At 72.9% G+C, this 22,639-nt stretch carries 22 protein-coding genes; 12 read left to right on the forward strand and 10 right to left on the reverse strand.

All coding sequences use genetic code 11. The annotated features are described in order from the left end of the window. Nucleotides 1-4 precede the first annotated feature (4 nt). Both ACFZB3_RS40570 and ACFZB3_RS40575 read right to left on the reverse strand, forming a co-directional pair. Nucleotides 5-754, reverse strand: coding sequence for an MBL fold metallo-hydrolase (locus ACFZB3_RS40570; RefSeq protein WP_391386072.1), 750 nt, complete (start codon nt 752-754; stop codon nt 5-7). Between the two features lie 85 nt (nt 755-839). Continuing rightward, nucleotides 840-1,466, reverse strand: coding sequence for an alpha-ketoglutarate-dependent dioxygenase AlkB (locus ACFZB3_RS40575; RefSeq protein ID WP_391386075.1), 627 nt, complete (start codon nt 1,464-1,466; stop codon nt 840-842). Nucleotides 1,467-1,600: 134 nt separating this feature from the next. Between ACFZB3_RS40575 and ACFZB3_RS40580 the strand changes: the two genes are divergently transcribed. Then, a complete protein-coding gene (locus ACFZB3_RS40580) occupies nt 1,601-2,230 on the forward strand; it encodes a TetR family transcriptional regulator (protein WP_391386078.1) in 630 nt (209 codons plus the stop codon). An 18-nt stretch (nt 2,231-2,248) separates the two neighbouring features. Continuing rightward, nucleotides 2,249-3,922: an FAD-binding dehydrogenase gene (locus tag ACFZB3_RS40585; RefSeq protein ID WP_391386081.1), complete on the forward strand. Its 1,674-nt coding sequence runs from the start codon at nt 2,249-2,251 to the stop codon at nt 3,920-3,922. Nucleotides 3,923-4,032: 110 nt separating this feature from the next. Here the strand turns inward: ACFZB3_RS40585 and ACFZB3_RS40590 are convergent, their stop codons facing one another. Then, complete coding sequence (locus ACFZB3_RS40590; RefSeq protein ID WP_391386084.1) at nt 4,033-4,383, reverse strand: DUF488 family protein; 351 nt, start codon at nt 4,381-4,383, stop codon at nt 4,033-4,035. Nucleotides 4,384-4,550: 167 nt separating this feature from the next. Here ACFZB3_RS40590 and ACFZB3_RS40595 point away from each other — a divergent pair, with 167 nt between their 5' ends. From ACFZB3_RS40595 to ACFZB3_RS40610, 4 genes are all read left to right on the forward strand, one after another. Further along, nucleotides 4,551-5,954 (forward strand): M1 family aminopeptidase, encoded by a 1,404-nt coding sequence (locus ACFZB3_RS40595; protein ID WP_391386089.1) that lies wholly within the window; start codon nt 4,551-4,553, stop codon nt 5,952-5,954. 66 nt (nt 5,955-6,020) lie between these two features. Then, nucleotides 6,021-6,770: a L,D-transpeptidase family protein gene (locus ACFZB3_RS40600; protein WP_391386092.1), complete on the forward strand. Its 750-nt coding sequence runs from the start codon at nt 6,021-6,023 to the stop codon at nt 6,768-6,770. 31 nt (nt 6,771-6,801) lie between these two features. Next, the gene (locus tag ACFZB3_RS40605; protein WP_391386096.1) at nt 6,802-7,503 is read left to right on the forward strand and encodes a response regulator; all 702 of its coding nucleotides are present in this window, start codon (nt 6,802-6,804) and stop codon (nt 7,501-7,503) included. Further along, nucleotides 7,500-9,359 carry an ATP-binding protein gene (locus ACFZB3_RS40610; protein WP_391386099.1) on the forward strand — a complete coding sequence of 620 codons (1,860 nt, stop codon included), beginning with the start codon at nt 7,500-7,502 and terminating at the stop codon, nt 9,357-9,359. Before ACFZB3_RS40605 ends, ACFZB3_RS40610 begins: the two co-directional genes overlap by 4 nt. Nucleotides 9,360-9,376: 17 nt before the next feature. Here the strand turns inward: ACFZB3_RS40610 and ACFZB3_RS40615 are convergent, their stop codons facing one another. Beyond that, nucleotides 9,377-9,631 (reverse strand): WhiB family transcriptional regulator, encoded by a 255-nt coding sequence (locus tag ACFZB3_RS40615; protein WP_391386102.1) that lies wholly within the window; start codon nt 9,629-9,631, stop codon nt 9,377-9,379. A gap of 112 nt (nt 9,632-9,743) precedes the next feature. Beyond that, the gene (locus ACFZB3_RS40620) at nt 9,744-10,958 is read right to left on the reverse strand and encodes a saccharopine dehydrogenase C-terminal domain-containing protein (protein ID WP_391386105.1); all 1,215 of its coding nucleotides are present in this window, start codon (nt 10,956-10,958) and stop codon (nt 9,744-9,746) included. A 129-nt stretch (nt 10,959-11,087) separates the two neighbouring features. Between ACFZB3_RS40620 and ACFZB3_RS40625 the strand changes: the two genes are divergently transcribed. Continuing rightward, nucleotides 11,088-11,804 carry a TetR/AcrR family transcriptional regulator C-terminal domain-containing protein gene (locus ACFZB3_RS40625; RefSeq protein ID WP_391386108.1) on the forward strand — a complete coding sequence of 239 codons (717 nt, stop codon included), beginning with the start codon at nt 11,088-11,090 and terminating at the stop codon, nt 11,802-11,804. A 94-nt stretch (nt 11,805-11,898) separates the two neighbouring features. On the opposite strand, the gene ACFZB3_RS40630 is transcribed toward ACFZB3_RS40625, so the two are convergent. After that, the gene (locus tag ACFZB3_RS40630; RefSeq protein ID WP_391386110.1) at nt 11,899-12,789 is read right to left on the reverse strand and encodes an ArgP/LysG family DNA-binding transcriptional regulator; all 891 of its coding nucleotides are present in this window, start codon (nt 12,787-12,789) and stop codon (nt 11,899-11,901) included. 94 nt (nt 12,790-12,883) lie between these two features. On the opposite strand from ACFZB3_RS40630, the gene ACFZB3_RS40635 reads away from it, so the two are divergent. Together ACFZB3_RS40635 and ACFZB3_RS40640 are read left to right on the forward strand one after the other, a co-directional pair. After that, nucleotides 12,884-13,501 (forward strand): LysE family transporter, encoded by a 618-nt coding sequence (locus tag ACFZB3_RS40635; RefSeq protein ID WP_391386113.1) that lies wholly within the window; start codon nt 12,884-12,886, stop codon nt 13,499-13,501. 131 nt (nt 13,502-13,632) lie between these two features. Continuing rightward, nucleotides 13,633-14,937, forward strand: a complete 1,305-nt coding sequence (locus tag ACFZB3_RS40640) for an MFS transporter (RefSeq protein WP_391386116.1) — start codon at nt 13,633-13,635, stop codon at nt 14,935-14,937. Nucleotides 14,938-14,941: 4 nt separating this feature from the next. Here ACFZB3_RS40640 and ACFZB3_RS40645 read toward each other — a convergent pair whose 3' ends face one another. Further along, nucleotides 14,942-15,391 carry a cyclic nucleotide-binding domain-containing protein gene (locus ACFZB3_RS40645; protein WP_384048368.1) on the reverse strand — a complete coding sequence of 150 codons (450 nt, stop codon included), beginning with the start codon at nt 15,389-15,391 and terminating at the stop codon, nt 14,942-14,944. A 398-nt stretch (nt 15,392-15,789) separates the two neighbouring features. Between ACFZB3_RS40645 and ACFZB3_RS40650 the strand changes: the two genes are divergently transcribed. Further along, on the forward strand, nt 15,790-16,209 hold the full coding sequence (locus tag ACFZB3_RS40650; RefSeq protein WP_391386120.1) for an ATP-binding protein: 420 nt from the start codon (nt 15,790-15,792) through the stop codon (nt 16,207-16,209). Between the two features lie 236 nt (nt 16,210-16,445). Beyond that, complete coding sequence (locus ACFZB3_RS40655; RefSeq protein ID WP_391386122.1) at nt 16,446-17,285, forward strand: SigB/SigF/SigG family RNA polymerase sigma factor; 840 nt, start codon at nt 16,446-16,448, stop codon at nt 17,283-17,285. Nucleotides 17,286-17,292: 7 nt separating this feature from the next. Here the strand turns inward: ACFZB3_RS40655 and ACFZB3_RS40660 are convergent, their stop codons facing one another. Further along, nucleotides 17,293-19,542 (reverse strand): FUSC family protein, encoded by a 2,250-nt coding sequence (locus ACFZB3_RS40660; RefSeq protein WP_391386125.1) that lies wholly within the window; start codon nt 19,540-19,542, stop codon nt 17,293-17,295. A 16-nt stretch (nt 19,543-19,558) separates the two neighbouring features. Further along, nucleotides 19,559-20,935 (reverse strand): FAD-dependent oxidoreductase, encoded by a 1,377-nt coding sequence (locus tag ACFZB3_RS40665; RefSeq protein ID WP_391386128.1) that lies wholly within the window; start codon nt 20,933-20,935, stop codon nt 19,559-19,561. Nucleotides 20,936-21,191: 256 nt separating this feature from the next. Between ACFZB3_RS40665 and ACFZB3_RS40670 the strand changes: the two genes are divergently transcribed. Beyond that, a complete protein-coding gene (locus ACFZB3_RS40670) occupies nt 21,192-22,001 on the forward strand; it encodes a methyltransferase domain-containing protein (protein ID WP_391386132.1) in 810 nt (269 codons plus the stop codon). Nucleotides 22,002-22,086: 85 nt separating this feature from the next. On the opposite strand, the gene ACFZB3_RS40675 is transcribed toward ACFZB3_RS40670, so the two are convergent. Then, the gene (locus ACFZB3_RS40675; protein WP_391386135.1) at nt 22,087-22,521 is read right to left on the reverse strand and encodes an ATP-binding protein; all 435 of its coding nucleotides are present in this window, start codon (nt 22,519-22,521) and stop codon (nt 22,087-22,089) included. Nucleotides 22,522-22,639: the final 118 nt, after the last annotated feature.

Raw genomic sequence — 22,639 nt, forward strand, 5'->3', positions numbered from 1 at the left:
TGGGTCACGAGGCCAGCTCCCGGGCCCGGTCGGCGGCCGCCCGCACCGGACCGCGGTGCAGCGGGCCGTGTCCCGGCAGCAGGGCGTCGCCGTCGAGGGCGCCGATGAGTTCCAGCGAGGCGACGGCCCGGGCCCGCTCGTGGTGGAACATGTCGGGCAGCAGCTGCGGGCCCTGGATCCGCGAGGTGCGGTGGCCGCTGACCAGGGCGTCCCCGGAGATCACCAGGCCGGCCTCGGGCAGGTGGTAGACGGTGTGCCCGTCGGTGTGGCCGGGGGTGTGCACCGGGACCGGGCGGCCCGGCAGGTCGAGGGGGCCGTCGGCGACCGGGAACGCCTCGGGCGCCTTGACCGGGTGCTGCTCGGTGCCGCCGACGCGCAGCACGTGCACCAGCCACGGCACGACACCCGGCCGCCAGGCGTTCTTCACCACTTCGCCCACGGACACCTGCTGGAGGAAGTCCCGCCGGGCGTGCGGTACTTCGGCCTCGTGGAGATAGACCGGCGTGCCGTGGGCCTCGCGCAGGTACTCGGCGGAGCCCAGGTGGTCGTTGTGCGCGTGCGTGATCAGGACGGCCGCCACCGCCTCCGGCGAACTGCCCACCTCCGCGAGGGAGTCGAGCAGCCCCTGCCGGTCCCCGGGGTAGCCGGTGTCCACCAGCGTGACGGCGTCACCGTCCTTGAGGATCACCCAGTTGGTGTGCTGGCCGTGCACCAGATAGGCGCCCTTGCCGACTTCGTGTACCTCTGCCCGCATGATCACTCCGGCTTGCCCGTTCGTGCCGATCGAAACGGAGCACAGCCAACCACATGCGGCGGGCCGCCCATTGCCGAGGTCCGGGTCACCGCACCCCCTGTGGCCGGAACTGGATGCTGATCCGCGGTCCGGCGGCCCGGGCCGTCTTCGGTACGCAGTGCTCCCACGTCCGCTGGCAGGAGCCGCCCATCACGATCAGGTCGCCGTGGCCGAGCGGTCGCCGGACCGAGGGGCCGCCGCGCAGCGGACGCAGCAGCAGGTCGCGGGGTGCGCCCACGGAGAGGATCGCGACCATGGTGTCCTCCCGGGCGCCCCGCCCGATCCGGTCGCCGTGCCAGGCCACGCTGTCCCGGCCGTCGCGGTAGTAGCAGAGCCCGGCGGTGGCGAACGGCTCGCCCAGCTCCTCGGCGTAGTGCCGGGTGAGCGCCTCGCGGGCCGCCACGAGGACGGGGTGGGGGAGCGGGTCGGCCGCGCCGTAGAAGGCGAGCAGGCGCGGTACGTCCACGACGCTGTCGTACATCTGCCGGCGCTCGGCGTGCCAGGGGACGTCCGCCGCCAGCTGTTCGAACAGCGCGTCGGCGCCGCCCAGCCAGCCGGGCAGCACGTCGATCCAGGCGCCGGAACCCAGCGTGGTCCGGCCGATGCCGTCGAGGGTGCCGAGCCGCAGCTCGTCGGTCTGGTCGAACAGGGAGCCCTGGAGGTGCGTGGCCATGCGGCAAGCGTACTCCGTAATCGAAAATCTGTTCCTATTTGATCTCCGGCGGGTATGCGACGTCGAGTTCCCGACGGCCTCTTTCGATACATCGATGTATTCGATACATTCGCGTATCGAACGGAGGTCCGCACATGAGGGTGGACGGCGACACGCACCGGCGCGTGACCCGGCGGCGGGTGCAGACCCGCGCCCGGCTGCTCGGCGCCGCGTTCACCGTGTTCGCCGCCAAGGGATTCGGGCGGGTCTCCATCGAGGAGGTCTGCGAGGCCGCCGGGTTCAGCCGGGGCGCCTTCTACTCCAACTTCGCCACCCTCGACGAGCTGTTCTTCGCCCTCTACCGGGAGCGGGCCGACCTCATCGCCCAGCAGGTCGCCGACGCCCTCGCAGGCGACGGCCCCGACCTGGACGTGCCGGCCTCCGTGGACCGGGTCACCGACGTGCTCCTCCTCGACGTCGACTGGCTGCTGGTGAAGACCGACTTCCTGGTGCACGCCGCCCGGGACCCGGCCGTCGCCGGGCTCCTCCTGGACCACCGGGCCCGGCTCCGCGAGGCCGTCGCCGACCGGCTCCTGCGGGCCCGCGGCCGCGCCCCGGTCCCCGCCGTGCTCGGCGACGTCGAGGGTGCGGCCCACGCGGTGGTCGCCGCCTACGACGGGGTCACCGTCCAGCTGCTGCTCGACAAGGACGTGGACCGGGCCCGCGCCTGGCTCAAACAACTGCTCACCGCGCTGCTGACCGACGGCAGCACCCGACTCGGATAAGAAAGAAGGGGCGACGCCATGGACGCGGACGTCATCGTCGTCGGAGCCGGCCTCGCCGGCCTGGTCGCGGCGCACGAACTCACCAGCCAGGGCAGGCGCGTCGCCCTGGTCGACCAGGAGAACGCCGCCAACCTCGGCGGCCAGGCGTTCTGGTCCTTCGGCGGGCTCTTCCTCGTCGACTCGCCCGAACAGCGCCGCCTCGGCATCAAGGACTCCCTCGACCTGGCCTGGAGCGACTGGCGGGGCAGCGCCCAGTTCGACCGCGAGGACGACGAGGACTCCTGGGCGGTGCGCTGGGCACGCGCCTATGTCGAGTTCGCGGCCGGGGAGAAGCGGCCCTGGCTGCAGAGCCACGGCATCTCCCTGCTGCCGACCGTCGGCTGGGCCGAGCGCGGCGACCTGCGGGCGGACGGCCACGGCAACTCGGTGCCCCGCTTCCACGTGGCCTGGGGCACCGGCACCGGCGTGGTCGAGCCGTTCGTCCGGTACGCCAAGCAGGCCGCCCGCGACGGACTGCTCACCTTCCACCACCGCCACCAGGTCGACGAACTCGTCATCGAGGACGGCGAGGCGCGCGGCGTCCGCGGCACCGTCCTCGCCCCCGACGACTCGGCGCGCGGCGTCGCCTCCAACCGCGACCGCATCGGCGACTTCGAACTCACCGCCCAGGCCGTCGTCGTCACCACCGGAGGCATCGGCGCCAACCACGACATCGTCCGCCGCTACTGGCCCGAACGCCTCGGTACGCCCCCCGCCGAGATGGTCACCGGCGTCCCCGCCTACGTGGACGGCCGCATGCTCGACATCAGTGCCGGGGCCGGCGTCCGCCTGGTCAACCGCGACCGCATGTGGCACTACACCGAGGGCATCCAGAACTGGAACCCCATCTGGCCGGGCCACGGCATCCGCATCCTGCCCGGCCCCTCCTCCATCTGGCTCGACGCCCTCGGCCGCCGCCTGCCCGACCCCTGCCTGCCGGGCTACGACACCCTCAGCACCCTCAGGCACCTGCGCACCACCGAGGACATCGCCGGGTACGACCACTCCTGGTTCGTCCTCACCCGCAAGATCGTCGAGAAGGAGTTCGCGCTCTCCGGCTCCGAGCAGAACCCCGACATCACCGCCAAGGACCGCAAGGCCGTGCTGCGCGACCGGCTGCTCGGCAAGGGCGCGCCCGGCCCGGTGCAGGCCTTCCTCGACCACGGGGCGGACTTCGTGACCGCCAGCTCCCTGGAGCAGCTCGTCGAGAAGATGAACGGCCTCACCGACAAGGCGCTCCTCGACGCGGCCGAGGTGCGCCGCCAGATCGTCGCCCGCGACCTGCAGATCGGCAACTCCTACAGCAAGGACTCCCAGATCCAGGGCATCCACAACGCCCGCCGCTACATCGGCGACCGCCTGGGCCGGGTCGCCACCCCGCACCGCATCCTCGACCCGGCCGCCGGACCGCTGATCGGCGTCAAGCTGCACGTCCTCACCCGCAAGACCCTCGGCGGCATCCAGACCGACCTGGACTCCCGCGCCCTCGGCGCCGACGGGCAGCCGATCGGCGGGCTCTACGCGGCCGGCGAGGTGGCCGGCTTCGGCGGCGGTGGCGTGCACGGCTACAACGCGCTGGAGGGCACGTTCCTCGGCGGCTGCCTGTTCTCGGGGCGGGCGGCGGGGCGGGCGGCGGCGAAGCAGACCGGCTGAGCGCCGGCAGTGCCGTGGGGTGCCGTCTGCCGACTTCCGTCTGCGGCGCCGTCGTGGCTGGTCGCGCAGTTCCTCCCCCAGCCTTCGGCCGGGGGTACCCCCCGCGCCCCTTACGGGGCGCTCAGGAGCCGTGCCAGCACCGTTGCGTGGCTCTCGTCCGGGGTCTTGGACGCGGTCAGCAGGGTCACCGGCCCCTCGCGCACCGACTTCCGCAGGCCGTCGAGGAGTTCGGCGGCCTCGGGGGCGGCCAGTTCCGCCTCGTAGCGGCCGACGAACTCCTCGTACGTCCCGCCCGCGTGGAACCAGCGGCGCAGTTCGTCCGACGGAGTCACAGCCTTCGGCCACTCGTCCACGTGCGCGACCTCCTTGGACAGTCCGCGCGGCCAGAGCCGGTCCACCAGGACGCGCAGTCCGTCCGCCGGCTCGGGCGACTCATAGATCCTGCGCACGCGCACGCTCACGGTCGATGCACCCTTCGGCTCGCTGACGGTGCCGCGAGCGTATGCGGCGGCCCCGCCCCACGGGCTGCCGACGCGGCGCGGCTTGACCAGAATGAGGGGGAAGCGCGGACACCCGCGCGCCTAGTCTGTGGGGTCACTGATCATCGGCCACCCCCCAAGGAGTTCATGTGCAGGGCGCAAGCAGACGTACCGCAGTCCTCCGCCGCGAGGCCGTCCTCGGCACCGTCCCGGTCGCCCTGGCGGCCCTGCTCGCCGCCGCCGGAACGGCCTCGGCGAGCACCGTCGGCGCGGCGGGCGCGGGCGACCCCTACTTCCCGCTCAGCGGCAACGGCGGCTACCACGTCAGCCACTACGACCTGACGCTGCGCTACGACACCTCCTCCCGGCACCTCGACGGCAAGGCGGTCCTCACCGCCCGCGCCACCGAGAAGCTCACCCGCTTCGACCTCGACCTCAGCGGTCTGAAGGTCACCAAGGTGACCGTCGACGGCCGGACCGCGCGTTTCAGCCGCAGCGGACAGGAGCTCGTCGTCACGCCGGCGCGGGCGCTGGCGAAGGGCCGGGACTTCCGGGTCACCGTGGCGTACAACGGCACGCCCAAGCAGGTCACCGACCCCGACGGCTCGGCCGACGGCTGGATCCGCACCGACGACGGCGCGTTCGTCGCCGGGGAGCCGCAGGGCGCGATGACCTGGTTCCCGGCGAACAGCCACCCCAAGGACAAGTCGTCGTACGACTTCACGATCACCGTGCCCAAGGGCCGCACCGCCGTCGCCAACGGCGTCCTCCTCGGCCGGCACACGTCCGGCGGCCGTACGACCTTCCGGTGGCGGCAGACCGAGCCGATGGCGGCCTACCTCGCCACCGCCACGGTCGGCAAGTTCAAGGTGCAGCAGTACACCACCCGGGACGGGATCAAGGTGTACAACGCGGTCGACCCGCGCGAGGCGAGCGGGTCGGCGGCCGTGCTGAAGAAGCTGCCGTCCGTGCTGGAGTGGGAGAGCAAGCTGTTCGGGCCGTACCCGTTCCGGTCCGCCGGGTCCATAGTCGACCACGCGCCGAGCGTCGGCTACGCGCTGGAGACCCAGGGCCGGCCGGTCTACGACTCGGCACCGGACCTGAGCACCCTCGTGCACGAGAACGCCCACCAGTGGTTCGGCGACTCCGTCTCCCTCACCGCCTGGAAGGACATCTGGCTCAACGAGGGCTTTGCCACGTATGCCGAGTGGCTGTACAGCGAGCAGCACGGGGGCGACAGCGCGCAGAAGAACTTCGACGCGCTGTACGCGAAGCCGGCGAGCGACGAGCTGTGGGCGTACCCGCCGGGGGATCCGGGGAGCGGGAAGAACATCTTCGGTGAGCCGGTGTACGCCCGGGGCGCGATGGCGCTGCACGAGCTGCGGAAGGCGGTCGGGGACCCGGTGTTCTTCCGGATCCTGCGGGCCTGGGCCTCGGAGCACCGGTACGGGCACGGGACCACCGCGGAGTTCGTGAAGCTCGCCGAGAAGGAGTCGGGGAACGACCTCGGTTCGTTGTTCCAGACCTGGGTGTACAAGAAGGGGAAGCCCTAGCGGTTCTTCGGGTGCGGGCGTAAAAAGCTGACGAGTTTCTTACATTCGTCGGCCAGGGTCGCTCTCATGATCCATCGCAGAGCCGCCGTCTCCCTTCTCGCCGCCTCCCCCGCCCTGCTCACCGGGTGCGGGGGTGGCGCCGAGGCCGCGCCGAACCGGTCGGAGGACGACCGGCCGGTACGGCAGACGGCTTCCCCCGCACCCGCACCGGCGAGCAGCAGTCCGCAGCCGAGCGGCATACCCGGGCTCGGGCCTGCAAGGACGGCCGCGATACCCGAGCGGGCGGAGCAGGTCGTCGTGGCCAGTGGCCGGGGCAGGAACTCGCCGCTCTCCACCGTCGTGCTCTACTCGCGCGACGACGGCGTCTGGCAGCCCGGCGCCCGTTGGCCCGCCCACAACGGCAGGGACGGCTGGAGCGAGCACCACCTGGCCGGGGACCTGCGCTCGCCGGTCGGCGTGTACGGGCTCACCGACGCCGGGGGCCTGCTCGCCGACCCGGGGAGCAGGCTGCCGTACCACCAGTCCTACGGCTTCACCTCGCCCGGGACCGGGTTCGAGGGCGAGCCGCTGGAGGGTTCCTTCGACTACGTGATCGCCATCAACTACAACCGGGAGCCCGGCACTTCACCGCTCGACTGGACCCGGCCGATGGGTGCCAAGCGGGGCGGTGGAGTGTGGCTGCACGTCGACCACGGAGGTCCGACGCACGCCTGTGTGAGCGTCGCCAAGGCGCACATGAAAGAGCTGCTGCGCGCCCTCGACCCGGGCCGGCATCCGGTCGTCGTCATGGGGCACGCCGACTGGCTCGCCCAGTAGGCCGCCGGAACTCCGCTTAGGATCCGAACCTGTGTGCGCACATGTGCTGGTCGCCGAGGACGACGAGATGCAGGCCGAGCTGATCCGGAGATCGCTGCTCGCCGAGGGGCACAGCGCGACCGTGGTCCATGACGGGGCCGCCGCGCTGGACGCGGCCCGGCGGCTCGGGCCCGACCTGGTCGTGCTCGACCTGATGCTCCCGGTGATCGACGGCTTCGGCGTCTGCCGGGTGCTGCGCGGCGGCGATCCGGAGATCCCGGTGCTGATGCTCACGGCCCGCTCCGACGAGGACGACGTGCTGCTCGGCCTGGAACTGGGCGCCGACGACTACATGACCAAGCCGTACAGCCCGCGTGAGCTGATGGCCCGGATCCGGACGATCCTGCGGCGGAGCGGGCGGGCCGCCCCGGTCCGGGAGGAGGAACCCGCCGTGAGCGCCGCCGGGATCAGCGTCGATCCGGTGCGGCACGCGGTGCGCTGCGACGGGGAGCCGGTGGAGGTGACCCCGGCCGAGTTCCAGATCCTGCTCGCCATGGCCGGGGAGCCCGACCGGGTGTTCACCCGGCGGCAACTGCTGCAGTGCACCCGGGGCTTCGACCGGGCCTCCACCGAACGGGCCGTCGACGTCCACGTGATGAACCTGCGCCGGAAGATAGAGGCCGACCCCCGGCGGCCGGTGCGGCTGGTCACCGTGTTCGGCGTCGGCTACAAGCTGAGCGGCAGGCGGCCGTGAAGCCCCGGATACCGTGGCGCAAGCGGCTGCTGGTCCGGCTGCTGTTCACCTCGGTGCTGATCGCCCTGTGCTCCGTGGCCGCCACCGCCTGGCTCGCCGTGACCACCACCACCAGCGCGCTGGAGGAGGAGCAGGGCCAGGACCTCGCCGCGGACAACAAGATCCTCGCCGAGCTCAGCGGATACGCGGCGGACCACCCGGACTGGGCCGGGGTCCAGCACACCGTGCGGGCGCTGGCCGCGAAGACCGGCCGCAGGATCGCGCTGACCACCGCCGACCGCACGCTGATCGCCGACTCCGCGTCCCACGACACCCCGCTGCCCCCTCGGTCCGCGGCCACCGTGGACCCCCTGCACACCGACACCTACACCGAGTTCGGCGCCCAGCTCAGCGGCATCGACCCGCGCGCGGTCGGCCCGTTCCGGCTCACCGCGGCCGAACGCAGTGAGCTGGACCTGGTCGCGCAGAAGCAGAAGTCCTGCTTCGACCGGTTCAGCGCCGCCACCAGCGTCCAGCACACCCCGAGCGGGCGGCCCTACCTCGTCGTCGACGACGGCACGGACACCTCCTACTACTACAAGTACGGCTGCGGCGACCTCCTCGTGACCGGGGCCACCGGCCGCAACTCGGTGCTCGACGTCCCGACCCGCACCGAGACCAGGGCCCTCACCGCGCTGACCGGCCTGGCCCGCCCCTGCCTCCGGGCCAAGGACATGGACCTGGGCGGCAAGCTGTCCCTCACCTACGACACCACCGGGCGCAACCCGGTCTCCGGCGGCTTCCTCGTCACCAGGAAGGACGTCAGACGGTCGATGGACCAGATCGCGAAGAACTGCGTCCTCGACGCCCGGCGCACCCAGCTCGAACCGTACGTCGCCCCGGCCGCCGAACTCTTCCTCGGCATCGGCGACCAGACCGCACCCCGCTTCGACATGTCCCCGGCCAACAAGGCCAGGATCGTCGGCGCGGCCGGGCTGGTCCTCGCCGTCACGGTCGCCGTCACCGCCGTCGTCGCCATGCGCCTGGTGCGGCCGCTGCGCGCGCTCACGGCCGCCGCGCAGCAGCCGCCCGAACTGCACGTCCGGGCACCGGTGCGCACCCGGGACGAGACCGGGCTGCTGGCCGAGGCGTTCAACGACCTCACCGAACGCCGGGAGCGCCTGGAGGAGCAGCGCAAGGCGATGGTCAGCGACATCGCCCACGAACTGCGCAGCCCCCTCACCAACATCCGCGGCTGGCTGGAGGTCACCCGGGACGGCCTCGTCGACCCCGACCCGGCCCTGCTGGGCTCCCTGCACGAGGAGGCACTGGTCCTGCAGCGGATCATCGACGACCTCCAGGACCTGGCCGCCGCCGACGCCGGCACCCTGCGCGTGCACCGCGAACCGGTGCGCGCCGCCGACCTGATCGAGCAGGCCGCCGCCGCCCACCGGGTCGCCGCCGACGCGGCCGGGGTCACCCTGCTCACCGACACCGACGGCACCGCCTGGCTCGACGCCGACCCGGTGCGGATGCGGCAGGCCCTCGGCAACCTGGTCTCCAACGCCATCCGGCACACCCCCGCCGACGGCACGGTGACCCTGTCCGCCCGCCATGACGGCGACGACGTCGTCCTCACCGTCACCGACACCGGCCCGGGCATCGCCGCCGACGACCTCCCGCACGTCTTCGAGCGGTTCTGGCGCGCGGAGAAGTCCCGCAGCCGCCGTACCGGAGGCAGCGGCCTCGGCCTGCCGATCGTGCGCCATCTGCTCGCCGCCCACGACGGCACCGCCGAGGCACGCAGCGAACCGGGAAAGGGCGCCGAGTTCACCCTCCGGCTGCCGTCCGCACCGGCCCCGGCCGACGTCAGCTGAACGGGCCCCGGCCGACGTCAGCCGAACCGGTGTGCCGCCCGGTGCCGGCGCCGGGCCAGCAGGCGGCGCTCCGCCTCGGTGGTACCGCCCCAGACACCGATCGCCTGCCCGCTCTCCATCGCCCAGCGCAGGCACGGCTCCTGCACCGGGCAGCGCTCGCAGACCGCCTTCGCGCGCCGCGTCTGGTGCAGCGACGGGCCGGTGGTGCCGATCGGGAAGAAGAGGTCGGGATCCTCGTTGCGGCACTCGGCGCGGTCTCGCCAGTCGTCCATCGAAGTCACCTGCGATCCAAGTCGACTCTGCCCCTGCGGGTGCGTTGCTCGGATCCGGGTCACCGCAACGGGCGCCGCCGAAACGGCCGAGTCCCCTGGAACGCGCGGGCGGTCACTGCTCGCGCAGACCCCAGGGGGAGCCGTATTCGGTCAGCAGGTCGAGGAACGGGCGGGCCGGGAACGCCTCCGGACCGAGGACGCCCGAGCCCGACCACGCGCCGGTGGCCAGGAGTTCGAGGGCGACGACCGGGTTGAGGGCCGTCTGCCACACCACGGCCTGACAACCGTACTCCGCCATGGACCACTCGTTGTCGACAACGTGGTAGAGATACACCTCCCGCGGCCGTCCGTCCTTCACCCCGCGCACCCAGGTGCCCGCGCACGTCTTGCCGCGCATGCGGTCGCCCAGCGTCGCCGGGTCGGGCAGCGACGCGGCGACCACGTCCCGGGGCGAGACCGCGACCGGGCCGTCGGCGCCGGGCACGGTCACCGGGGCGGTGCGGTCCAGGCCCAGCAGGTGCAGCGTCTTCAGCGTCTCGATGAACTCGGTCCCGAGCCCGTACTTGAAGGTGACCCGCCGCGCGTCCACCCAGCGCGGTACCAGCAGCACCTCCTCGTGCTCGACGTTGACGCACTCGACCGGACCGATCCCGTCCGGGAAGTCGAACACCTCGGGCTCGCTGAACGGTGCGGTGGTGAACCAGCCGCGCCCCTGCTCGTACACGACGGGCGGGTTGAGGCACTCCTCGATGGTGGTCCAGATGCTGAAGGAGGGCGCGAAGTCGTAGCCGTCCACGGTCAGGTTCGCGCCGTCGCGGATGCCGATCTCCTCGATCCCGTCGAAGAGTTCGTCGGCCGCGTACCGGGCGAAGACGTCCGAGAGGCCGGGCTCCACGCCCATCCCGACCAGCGCCAGCGCACCCGCCTGCTCCCACTCCGCGGCCAGCGCGAACTGCTCGTCGCCCAGCTTGACCCCGCACTCCTCGTAGGGCCGTTCCGGATGCGGCCGGGACAGCGACATCGCCATGTCGAGGTAGCTCGCGCCGGCCTTGCGGGCGGCCCGGAACAGGGGCATGACGAAGCGCGGGTCGGTGGCGTTGAGGAGCACGTCGCAGCCGTGCTTGGCCAGCAGCGCGGCGACGGCCGCCTCGTCACCGGCGTCGACGCGTTCGGCGCGGAACCGGTCGTCGCCGACGGCCGCCACCGCCGCCCCGGCGCGGGCCGCGTCGTAGTCGGCGACCACCATCAGGTCGAAGAACGGCCGCCGGGCCGCGATCCGGGTGACGGCGGTGCCCACACCACCGGCTCCCACGAGCAGTACACGCATGCGGGAATCTCCTTCTGGGACAGAGAGCGAAGTCGGACACGGGGCGCCTTGGCCGGAATGAAACGCCGGACCGTCACGTAAGGTCAATGGCGTTGGCATAAGAACGGCGAGAGCGGCAGGGAGCGTGCGATGCCCAAACCGGTCGTACCGGAGGAGAAGCGCCGCAGGCGCCGCCCCACCCGTGGCGGCACGGTGCTCTCCGAGCGCCTGATCGTGGAGACCGCGCTGCGCCTGCTGCGCGAGCACGGCAGCGCCGGCCTGACCGCCCGCCGCCTGGGCCTTGCCCTCGACTGCGACCCCAGCACCCTGTACCGCTACTTCCGGGGCATGGACGACCTGACCCTGGCGATCGGCGACGCCCTCATCGGCCAGGCGCTGGCGGGCTGGACCCCGACGGGGGAGTGGCGGACGGACCTGCGGACCATCGGCCTGCGCATCCACGCGCAGTACGTCGCCCACCCGCAGGCGGCCCTGCTGACGACGAACCGGGTGACCGGCCGGGCCCACGAACTCGCGGCCGACGAGGCGGTCCTGGACGTCCTGCGCACGGCCGGCTTCCCACTCGCCGAGACCGTGCGCGTCTACCACGCCTTCATCGACCAGACCCTCGCCTTCGCGGCCCTGGACGCGGCCTCCCTCACCCTCCCGAAGGACTCCCAGCGCGCCGACGAGGACAAGTGGAACTCGACCTACGCCCGCCTCCCGCACACGACCCACCCGCGCATCGCCGAGGCGTCCCGCCTGCTGGCGAAGCGCATGGTGACGAGCGCCTATCCGACGGCGTTGGAGATGCTCCTGGACAGCGCGGAACGGTCCCTGGAAACGCCCTGCACCGGACGCTCCTGAAAGGGGCGCGGGGCTGTTTCCGATATGCGGCTACCGCCGCGTGGGCGCGACCAGCCCCCACCCACCCGCACTCGCGCGACCACCGGTGGCTCCCCTACGGCTGGCGCAACGCACCCGCCGCCGTACGCAGGACCGCCTCCGCCACCACCCCCAAAGCCGGCGAATCCAGCTTCCACTGCTGCCAGTACAACGGCAGGTCCACCCACAGCTCCCGCCCACCGAGCCGCACCAGCCGCCCCTCCCGCAACCGCGGTTCCGCCTGCGGCTCCGGCACCATCCCCCACCCCAGCCCGGCCGTCACCGCGTCCACGAACCCCTCGGACGTCGGCACGTGGTGCCGCAGCGCACTCGCGCCCGCACCCCCCAGCCGCCGTACGAACCCGTCCTGGAAGTCGTCGACCCGGTCGAACACGATCACCGGCGCCTCGGCCAGCGCCTCCGGCAGCGCGCCCGTCACGTGCGCTGCCGCGAACTCCGGTGCCGCCACCGGCAGATACCGCATCCGCCCCAGCGCCCGCACCGAACACCCAGGCACCGCGTCCGGCGACGAGGTCACCGCCGCCATCACCAGCCCCTCCCGCAGCAGCGCGGCCGTGTGGTCCTCGTCCTCCCGCCGCAATTCGACGTAGACGTGCGACAGCCCGCCCAAGGCCCGCAGGAACCATGTCGCCAGCGAGTCCGCGTTGACCGCGACCGACACCCGGGTCGGCTCCCCGGCGCCGCTCAGGCCCAGCTCGCCGCGCGCGTCCCGCTCCAGCCGCGCCAGCTGCCGGGCGAACCGGACGAGCACCTCGCCCGACTCCGTCGGCCGCACCGGCTTGGTGCGCTGCAGCAGCACCCGGCCCGTGCGCTGCTCCAGCGCCTTCACCCGCTGGCTGACCGCCGACGGCGTCACATGCAGGGCCGCGGCCGCGGCGTCGAACGTGCCCTCGTCCACCACCGCCAGCAGGGTCCGCACCTGGTCGAGGGGAAGCTCCACCGCCACCCTCCTTCCTCGGATCGTCCTACTTCAGTACTGCTAAAGGTACGTAAAAATCTTTAGCTGTACCCACAGTGATCGCTTCCGTAGCGTCGAGGGCATGTCCAGCACCCTCGCCGCCGCTGCCGCGGGCTTCGGCAGCGGCCTCTCGCTCATCGTCGCCATCGGCGCCCAGAACGCCTTCGTCCTGCGCCAGGGCATCCGCCGTGACGCCGTCCTCGTGGTCGTCGGCATCTGCGCGCTCTCCGACGCCGTTCTCATATCCCTCGGCGTCGGCGGGGTGGGCGCGATCGTCGTGGCCTGGCCCGGCGCGGTGCGGATGGTCGGGCTGGTCGGCGGCGCCTTCCTGCTCTGCTACGGCGCCCTGGCCGCCCGCCGGGTGCTGCGGCCCGGCACCGGAGGCCTGCACACCGAGGGCGAGGCGGCGGGGTCCCGGCGCCGGGCCGTGCTCACCTGCCTGGCCATGACCTGGCTGAACCCGCACGTCTACCTGGACACCGTGTTCCTGCTCGGCTCCCTCGCCGCCGACCGGGGCGACCTGCGCTGGACCTTTGGCCTCGGCGCCGCCCTGGCGAGCCTCTGCTGGTTCAGCGCCCTGGGGTTCGGCGCCCGGCTGCTCGGACGGTATCTCGCCGGGCCGGGCGCCTGGCGGGTGCTGGACGGGCTGGTCGCGCTTACCATGATCGGGCTCGGCCTGATGCTGGTGGCCGGTTCCTGAGGCACCCGGACCTGCCGCCGGCCGCATCCTGAGACGGGTGGTTCGGCGGCCACGGAAGTTGCTGCGATAGTGAACCCGCAACCAAAAGAAGATGTAGCGGGCACCGAGAAGACCAGGACACCAGGAACTCCGTGGACACCAGCGAGAGCGGCACCCAGTCCGGCATACAGACCCCCGACGACACCACGGCCGCCCCGCCCCGGAGCGGCTGGCGGCGCTGGGCGATGGACACCCGCCCGCTGCGCATCCCCGCCTACCGCAGGCTGTGGACGTCGACCATCGTCACCTCGGTCGGCAGCCAGCTGACCGCCGTCGCCGTGCCCAAGCAGATCTTCGACATCACCGGGTCGTCCGCCTGGGTCGGCGCGGCCAGCCTCGCCGGACTGCTGCCGCTGATCGTGTTCGCGCTGTGGGGCGGCGCGGTGGCCGACACCATGGACCGCCGCAAGCTGCTGCTGATCACCAACATCGGCATCGGCGTGACCTCGCTGCTGTTCTTCGTCCAGGCGGCCGTCGGCATGGAGTCCGTGGCCGCGCTGATGGTGCTGCTCGCCATGCAGCAGGCGTTCTGGGGACTGAACGCGCCCGCCCGCACCGCGTCCATCGCCCGGCTGGTCCCCGAGGCGCAGCTGCCCGCCGCCAACGCGCTCGGGTCGACGGTCATGCAGACCGGGCAGGTGGTGGGGCCGCTGCTCGCCGGCGCCCTGATCCCCGTCATCGGGCTGCCCGAGCTGTACCTGATCGACGCGCTGGCGCTGTGCGTGACCGTGTGGGCGGTCTACCGGCTGCCCGCGCTGCCGCCGCTGGCCGGCGCGACCGCGCGGCGGGCCGGGGTGCGCGAGATCGCGGAGGGCTTCCGGTACATCTCCATGCACAAGGTGCTGCTGCTGTCGTTCCTCGCGGACATCATCGCGATGGTCTTCGGCATGCCCCGCGCCCTGTTCCCGCAGCTCGCCGCCCAGACGTACGCCTCCTACGGCGAGGGGCTCGCGCTCGGCCTGCTGTTCGCGGCGATCCCGGTCGGCGCGGTGCTCGGCGGGCTCTTCTCCGGCACCTTCTCGCGGGCCCGCCGGCACGGCTGGATGGTGATCGGTGCGGTGGTCGGCTGGGGGGCGGCCGTCGCCGGGTTCGGGCTGAGCCGCAACCTCTGGGTCGCCGTCGTCTTCCTGGCCGCCGCCGGGGTCGCCGACATGGTCTCGATGGTCTTCCGCGGCGCGATCCTGCTGTCCGCCGCCACCGACGAGATGCGCGGCCGGATGCAGGGCGTGTTCACCGTCGTGGTCGCCGGTGGTCCGCGGCTGGCCGACGTGCTGCACGGCACGGCGGGCTCGGTCTTCGGGCCGCGCGCGGCGGTCGCGGGCGGCGGGCTGCTCGTGGTGGTGGTGATGCTGGCGCTGGCCGCCGCCGTCCCGGCGCTGCGCCGCTACCGGATCTGACCGGTCACGCGGGCCGTCGTCCGACGTAGGCGTCGAGGAGCTTGCCCCGGGTGACCTCCAGGCGGCTGGCGAGGATCTCGGCGACGGTGCGCACCAGCGACAGGCCGAGCAGGGGGTCCTCCACGCACAGCGCCAGCACGGCCGAGGCGTCGTACTCGTAGGCCCGTACCTGGCTGAAGGCCACCGCCCCGAAGTCCCAGGTGTACGGCGGGAAGAGCCAGGACCAGCCGAGCAGGTCGCCGGCGCCCAGCGTGGCGACGGTGACCCGTTTGCGGGAGGTCACCTCCTGGTCCAGGTTGACCGCGCCCGAGCGGATCACCCAGAAGCGGTCCGCGGTGCCGCCGGCCTCGAAGATCCTGGAGTCCTCGGGGAAGGACACCTCGTGAGCCAGTTCCATGAGGCGCTCGCGCTGGGCCTGGGGCAGGGCGGTGAGCAGTTTGATGGCTTTGGTCATGGCACGGGGCTCCTCGCCGGCGAGGGTACGGGGTGCGTTCCCTACGCCCATTTCAGCCGCTGCCGCTCCGCCGGGCACCTCGAAGAAGGTGAGAATCGCCGTCGGGAACCCGTCCGGGCGTGAAAAAGCCCTGGCTGGACGGGGGAGGCCAGCCAGGGCCGTCAGAGGTGGCGCGGGAGGACCTGATGTCAACTCCTCGACCACTTATGGATGAACGGTAAACCATCCAGAGCCATTTCGCGTAGTGATGAACAGGGTACGTGACCCGTTTCACTTTGGGGAGCCCCTTGCCGCCCGCGAACGGGTTTGGCCGCGCCCCGGCCGGTGAGCCGAAGAGAAGAGCCCCGCACGGACGGGGCGGAGCCGACCAGCCGGTCCACCACCCAGGGAGCGAAAGGATGTACGACAAGTGCCGGACCGAGTCAACCATGGCACCACCTGAATCCCCCCGGCCGCCACTGCGGCCGGCGGACGCCCGCAGCGCGGTACGCGGCGCGGTCGCCCGGCGGGCCGTGCCGTGCGGCGCCCGGGCCCTCGACGACGCCCTGCTCGTCACCTCGGAGCTGGCCACCAACGCGATTCTGCACGGCGGCGGGATCACCGGCTTCGCCGTCGACGTCGAGGGACGCGCGGTACGGGTGTCGGTCAGCGACCGCAGCGACGAGATACCGGTGGCCGAACGGGCCGTGGACGAACGGCACCGGTGGCGGGAAGGCGGCCGGGGCTGGCCCATCGTCTGCCGGCTGGCCCGGGACGTGGAGGTCGCCGGACTGCCCGGCGGAGGCAAGCGGATCACCGCCGTCGTGCCCCTGGGCTGAACCCGCGGCCGGGCCCGTGCGCGGCACGGGGTTTGCGCCCGGACCGAAGGGGCAGTCGGAGTGTCGTGCTTCGGACCGGAGGCGCGCGCCGACGTGAGCAGTCGTACGACGGTCCCCGGGCCGGCCGAGCGGTCCGGGCGGTGCTCCCGCGGCGACCCTGACACCGCAGTTCGGGCCGAGTCCCGGGACCACGTTCCGGTGACGCCCTGAAACCCATAGTTCAGGAGCGATTCCGCATGCCCACCGACTTGCCGACCAGCCGTTCCCGCACACCCGGCACCACCCCCCGCGCGAGGCACCGCCGCGCCCACGACGACGCCCCCGACACGGCGGCCCTCTTCGCCCGCCTCGCCGACCTCGCCGACGGCCCCGAGCGGGACGCGCTGCGCGGCGAACTGGTCGCCGCCTGGCTGCCGATGGCCCACCGCATCGCCGGCCGCTTCCGCGACCGCGGCGAGTCCGTCGAGGACCTGCGGCAGGTCGCGGCCCTCGGCCTGGTCAAAGCCGTCGACCGCTACGACCCGGTGCGCGGCGCGTTCGAGAGCTACGCGGTGCCCACCGTCACCGGTGAGGTCAAGCGGCACTTCCGCGACCGCATGTGGGCGCTGCGCGTACCGCGCCGGGTGCAGGAACTGCGCAACCGGGTCCGGGCGGCCCGCCGCGAACTCACCCAGAACCCGGGCTCCTGCGAGCCCACGGTCGCCGACCTCGCCGCCCGCACCGGCCTGACCGAGGACGAGGTCGGCGCCGGCCTGGAGGCGCTGGAGAGCTTCAGCACCCTGTCCCTGGACGCCGAACTCGCCACGGGAGAGGACGGCCCCAGCCTCGCCGACACCCTCGGCGAGGCCGACGGCTCCTACGACGTCGTCGTCGACCGGGAGGCGGCCAGGGAGGGACTGCGCCGACTGCCCGAGCGGGAGCGGGCCATCCTCTACATGCGGTTCTTCGAGGACATGACCCAGAGCCGGATCGCCGACCGGCTGGGCATCTCCCAGATGCACGTGTCCCGCCTCATCAGCCGCAGCTGCGCCCGGGTCCGCGCCGAGGCGCTGGGCCGTACCGCCGGGGCGGAGTGATCCGGCGTCAGGGGGCGGGCCGCCGGACGGGAACCCGCAGGGGGCGGGCCAGGCCCGTCACCGACTCGTCCAGGCGCTGGAGATGGCGCAGCACGCGGTCGGTCACCCTGCCGTAGCGCGGGGCGCCCAGCGTGCCCGGTTCCAGCATGGACGCGATGCTGGGGCCGGTCTCGATCCCGGCGCCGGACCGGTCGTCGGCGGCATGGGCGGCGATCGCCTCGATGTTGTGCACGATCCGCCGTCCCGCCCCGCGCAGCCGGGGGTCCGCCGCGATGGACGGATGGGTGGGCAGCAGCTCCGCCGTGGCCGCCAGCGACCGCGCGTGGTAGGCACAGGTCTCCAGGAGCGCCACCACGTAGCGGGCGGTGTCCCGGCGGGAGCGCAGCGGGGTGATCGGATGGGTCAGCGGCTGGACGGCCGCGGCCAGATCGGCCAGCGCCTGGTCCAGGTCGCGGGCCTTCTCCACCAGGTCGACCGGCGGCGCCCCGCTCAACTGGTCGGCGGCGGCCCGGGTCACGTCGGCCAGCCGGTCCAGCGTCGTCACGAGCAGCTCGTCGGTACGGCGGTCGGTGTGCACCGGCAGCACCACCGCGGCCGCGATCACCCCGCACACCGCACCGAGCGCGGTCTCCGCCACCCGCAGCACCAGGACGTCCAGGCTGTAGGTGTTGAGCAGCGTGTACAGCAGGCCCAGCATCGCCGTCACGAAGAACGACATCAGGGTGTACGAGATCGGCGCCGAGTAGAACATCGCGAAGATGAAGAGGAGCACCAGCCCGAACGCCGTCCAGGTGTGGTGCCCGACCAGTCCCGCGAGCACGATGCCCGCCACCACGCCGAGCACCGTGCCGAGCAGCCGCCGGTAGCCCTTCACCAGGATCTCGCCGGTGGACGCGGTGTTGAGGAAGACGATCCAGCAGGTCAGCACCGCCCAGTACCAGCGCTGGGCGGACAGGAACTCGCCGCCCACGACGGCCAGTGACGAGCCGACCGCCACCTGCACCGCCGCCCGCGTGGTGGGCCGGCGCAGTCCGGTCGCCTCCGGCGTCTCCCGGTCGCCCTCCTCGACGCCCTCGATGGCCGCGTCCTCCGCGTCCAGCTCCTCACGGGACCGGGAGGTCGCCGGGGTGTCGTCGGACTCGTCCTGCGGCCCGTCCAGGGCGATCCGCAGCCCCAGCACCGCCCGCCCGGCCTCGCCGATGCCCCGGAACACGTCCTGGACGGCGGGCGAGGCGGCCGGCAGGTTCTCCCCCTCCCGGTAGCCGAGCAGCCGGTTGCGCAGCCGGGCCAGCGCGGTCCCCCTCTCCGGGCCGCCCGGCCGCAGCACCAGCAGCCGCAGCGCCTCCAGGTCGAGCCGCAGCCGCTCCATCGCCTCGTCCCGCACCGGCTCCACGACGGCCGGCGGCAGCGGGGCACCCGGCAGATGCAGGGTGAGCGTGTCCGCCCGCTCGGTGCTGCGGGCGGTGAGCAGCAGCAGCCCGAGCCGCTCGGCGGCGATCTCCGCGTCCGCGATCCGGCGCTGCACCAGCCTCGCCACCGCCTCGTCGGAGGTGCCGTCCGCGAGCCGCCCCTGGATCAGCAGCGCCGTCTCGTGCAGCCGGGCGGTCCTGACCCGGACCTCCTCCACCGCCCGGTCCAGCTCGTCCGGTCCGGCGTCGAGCAACTCGGCCTGCGCGGTCACCAGTTGGGCGAGCCGGGCGCGGAAGGCCCGGCGCAGCCGGTCCAGGATGCCCGCGGCGGTCTCCCGTACCAGCACGAACCGCGCCACGGCCGCGCAGCCGAACGCCACCGTGATCGTGAGATACAGGCCCGGCAGTGCGGACACGGTCGCGTGCACGAACAGCGACGCGAAGTAGATCTGGAAGCCGATCAGCCCCAGCGCCGTGCCCCGGTCGCCGAAACGGCGGCTGTAGACCGCGCTGAAGATGAGCGCCACGAAGAACAGGTCGCCCGCCACCACCCGCGCGTTGAGCAGCGCGCCCAGCGACATCGAGGCCAGCGCCACCGGCAGGCCGAGGGCGAGCGTGACGGCCTGCTCAGGCCGCCCCTTCTCGCGGATCGCGAAGGTGGCCACCATCGCCGTGATGGCTCCGGCGACCAGATGGGTCACGTTGGTCCGCAGCGCCGCCAGCACGGCGAGCGTCAGCGCGATCGACGTGACCGTGCGCAGACCGGCGGTGAAGCGGAGCAGCCCGGGGTCGGCCGCCGCGAGCCGCCCCCGGAACTCCGCCCCTACCGGCCGCCCGGCCGCTCTCACTCCGCCGCGCTCTGCGTCACGCCGGCGAGCTGCCGGGGTCCTCGGGGCCCTCGGCGCGCGCCCTGACCTGCTCCGGCGTCAGATACGTGTCCGTGTACTCGAAGTCCTTGAGCCGGGCCGGCTTGCGCGACTGGAAGCCCGTGCGCACGAAATCGTCGCCGGCCAGCGCGTTCAGCAGCCAGTTGGTGGCGACCCGGGTCTTGGCCACGTTGGTGCGCAGCGCCGACCAGTGGTAGCCGCGGGCCACCGCCTGGGCGGGCAGACCGCGCAGCTCGATGCCGAGCGGCTTGGAGACGGCGTCCTTGCCGCCGAGGTCCACCACCAGGCCCAGGTCCTTGTGCACGTACGGGTGGAGCGCCTGGCCCCGCAGGGTCGCGATGACGTTGTCGGCGGCCACCTTGCCCTGCCGCATGGCGTGCTGCGCGGTCGGCGGGCAGACCGCGCCGGCCTCGCCCTTCGCCTTGTCCGGTACGGCCGCCGCGTCGCCGAGCGCGAACACCCCGTCGTGGCCGGGCAGCGTCATCTCGGCGGTGACCGCGAGCCGCCCCCGTACCGTCTCCGCGCCCATGGTGGCGATCAGCGGGCTGGCGACCACCCCGGCCGTCCAGATCAGCGTGTGGGTGGGCACCACCCGGCCGTCGGTGAAGGTGACCTCCTCGGCGCCCGCCTTCTCGATCGACACCCCCAGCGAGACGTCGACACCGCGGCGGCGCAGCACCTCCTGGGCGCTGCGGCCCAGCTTGTCGCCGAGCTCCGGCATCAGCTTCGGGGCGATGTCGATCAGGTGCCACTTGATCAGCTTCGGGTCCAGGTTCGGGTAGCGGTGCAGGGCCGCGTGCGTGAGCTTCTGCAGACAGGCGGCCGTCTCGGTGCCCGCGTAGCCGCCGCCGACCACCACGAACTGCAGCCGTGCGGCGCGTTCGGCCGGGTCGTCGCTGGCGTCGGCGAGATCGAGCTGGGCGATGACGTGGTCGCGGATGTAGGCGGCCTCGGCAAGGGTCTTCATGCCGAACGCGTGCTCGGTCAGGCCGGGAATGTCGAAGGTGCGGGTGACACTGCCCGGAGCCAGCACGATGTAGTCGTAGCGCTCGTTGACGAGCTGGTCGGTTATGGTGCGGACCACGCACACCTTGGACTTGAGGTCCACACCGATCGCACCGCCCGGGAGGATCCGGGTGCGGTACCTCTTGCTGCGGCGCAGCGACACGGCGATCGACTGGGGTGTCAGCACGCCCGAGGCGACCTGTGGCAGCAGGGGCAGATAGAGCTGGTAGGAGGTCGGCGACACCAGGGTGATGTCGGCTTCTTCGGGGGAGAGTTTCCGCTCCAGGCGGCGCACGCACCCCACTCCGGCGAAGCCTGCGCCCACCACCAGGATCCTGGGTCGTGTCACGGTGTATCCCTTTCCGCTGCTCCAGGCCGTCCGGCTCGACGCCGTCCGCGTGCCGGGAACGCTTGCCTCGCACCACATCGATCCCACCGTGCCCGCCGCCGTTCCGCCAGCCGGGCGGAGCAGGCAGACGAACGCGTGGGCTCCAGCATGCCCCTCGATCGTCGGGAGAAACCGGCGGTCGCACAGATATGCGCCGAACCACCGTCCGGTCAAAGGCCGTCCCATGGCGATCACGTACGCCAGTAGAGTGCCCGCCATGGCGCAGACCCAGCCCGGAACGGGCTTCCAGAGGCGGCACATCGACCCCGACCGCGTGACCCCGCTGGTGGCCGCCCTGGACAGCCAGGACGCCAACCCCGGCGTACGGCGGCTGCGCGTCTGGGCCGAGGAGGCGCTGGCGGTGCGTCCCGGCGAGCGGCTCCTCGACGTCGGCTCCGGCACCGGCTCGCAGACCCGGGCCCTGGCCGCCGCCCTCGGCCCGGACGGTGTCGCCATCGGCGTCGAGGTCAACCCGAGTCTGCGCGCGGTCGCCGAGGAACGGTCCGCCGACAGCAGGGCCCGCTTCCTGCAGGGCGAGGCGGAGTCGCTGCCGGTGCCGGACGGCTCGATGGACGTCGTGTGGTGCGAGCGGGTCCTCCAGCACCTCCACGAGCCCGACCGGGCGATCGCCGAGATGGCCCGGGTGCTGCGCCCCGGCGGCCGGGTGGCGGTGCTCGACACCGACTGGGGGACCACCCTCCTGCACCCCGGCGACCCGGCGGTGGTGCGCGCCCTGACCGCGGCCGCCCTGGGCGGCGCCAACCCCTACTCCGGGCGCCGCCTGGTCGGCCAGCTGAGCGCGGCCGGGTTCGTGGTGGACGACCGGGGCTCGCAGGCCCTGCTCCAGGACCACGGCTCGGTCGCCTGGCCGCTGATCCGGATGCTCGGCGAGGCCGCCGTGCGCACCGGTGCCGTCACCGGGGAACAGCGGGACACGCTGTACGCCGATCTCGCCGAGGCGGCCGAGCGGGGCGCGGTGCACATGTCGGTGACCATGTTCGGGGTGGTCGCGCACCGGCCCGGGTGACCGCACCCGGCCCGCCGGGGCGTCCGGCACGCGGGCGTCCGGCACGTGGGCGTCCGGCACCGGGGCATCCCTGACGGGCAGGTCCTCACCAGGGCAGGAAGGCGTGGACGTCCTTGCCGTCCGCCGTGACGACCACGCTGAGCTGGTCGCAGAGGGTGCGCAGCAGGTGCCACCCGACGCCGCCCCCGCCGCCGTCCGGGTGGAAGGGCCGCGGCTCGGGCCGGACCCGGCTGGAGTCGTGCATCGTGACGTGGACCCCGTCGTACGTCCGGCGCATCCGCAGTTCGAAGGGGCCCGGCGCGTACTGGACGACGTTGGCGGCCAGCTCCGTCACGACCAGCAGGATGTCGTTCCAGCAGTCGGGACGGGTCGGCGGCGAGGTGCGGGCGAGGCCGGCGAGGTAGCCGTCGGCGGCGAGCCGGGCGCCGGTCACGTCACGGAGCCGGCCCGCGAAGGGGACCGTGCATCCGTCGGTCTCCTGCGCGGACCCGCTGCCGTCCCGCCGTGGCCCGGTCCCCATCTCGTCTCTTCCCGTCCCGGAGAGGTGCCCTCGTCGCGCCGGCCCCTTCTCCTTCGTGTCTCCTTCGCGTCTCCCTCGCGGCGAGTTCCCACCCTGGTACCGGATACGCGTGATCCGC

This window comes from Streptomyces sp. NPDC008092 (assembly GCF_042957285.1).
Classification (GTDB): Bacteria; Actinomycetota; Actinomycetes; order Streptomycetales; family Streptomycetaceae; genus Streptomyces.

Bases quoted from the DNA above. Each gene is read 5' to 3' on its own strand.
- ACFZB3_RS40570 (WP_391386072.1), bottom strand. From the start codon at position 754: ATGCGGGCAGAGGTACACGAAGTCGGCAAGGGCGCCTATCTGGTGCAC.
- ACFZB3_RS40575 (WP_391386075.1), bottom strand. From the start codon at position 1,466: ATGGCCACGCACCTCCAGGGCTCCCTGTTCGACCAGACCGACGAGCTG.
- ACFZB3_RS40580 (WP_391386078.1), top strand. From the start codon at position 1,601: ATGAGGGTGGACGGCGACACGCACCGGCGCGTGACCCGGCGGCGGGTG.
- ACFZB3_RS40585 (WP_391386081.1), top strand. From the start codon at position 2,249: ATGGACGCGGACGTCATCGTCGTCGGAGCCGGCCTCGCCGGCCTGGTC.
- ACFZB3_RS40600 (WP_391386092.1), top strand. From the start codon at position 6,021: ATGATCCATCGCAGAGCCGCCGTCTCCCTTCTCGCCGCCTCCCCCGCC.
- ACFZB3_RS40615 (WP_391386102.1), bottom strand. From the start codon at position 9,631: ATGGACGACTGGCGAGACCGCGCCGAGTGCCGCAACGAGGATCCCGAC.
- ACFZB3_RS40620 (WP_391386105.1), bottom strand. From the start codon at position 10,958: ATGCGTGTACTGCTCGTGGGAGCCGGTGGTGTGGGCACCGCCGTCACC.
- ACFZB3_RS40625 (WP_391386108.1), top strand. From the start codon at position 11,088: ATGCCCAAACCGGTCGTACCGGAGGAGAAGCGCCGCAGGCGCCGCCCC.
- ACFZB3_RS40635 (WP_391386113.1), top strand. From the start codon at position 12,884: ATGTCCAGCACCCTCGCCGCCGCTGCCGCGGGCTTCGGCAGCGGCCTC.
- ACFZB3_RS40645 (WP_384048368.1), bottom strand. From the start codon at position 15,391: ATGACCAAAGCCATCAAACTGCTCACCGCCCTGCCCCAGGCCCAGCGC.
- ACFZB3_RS40650 (WP_391386120.1), top strand. From the start codon at position 15,790: ATGTACGACAAGTGCCGGACCGAGTCAACCATGGCACCACCTGAATCC.
- ACFZB3_RS40655 (WP_391386122.1), top strand. From the start codon at position 16,446: ATGCCCACCGACTTGCCGACCAGCCGTTCCCGCACACCCGGCACCACC.
- ACFZB3_RS40670 (WP_391386132.1), top strand. From the start codon at position 21,192: ATGGCGCAGACCCAGCCCGGAACGGGCTTCCAGAGGCGGCACATCGAC.
- ACFZB3_RS40675 (WP_391386135.1), bottom strand. From the start codon at position 22,521: ATGGGGACCGGGCCACGGCGGGACGGCAGCGGGTCCGCGCAGGAGACC.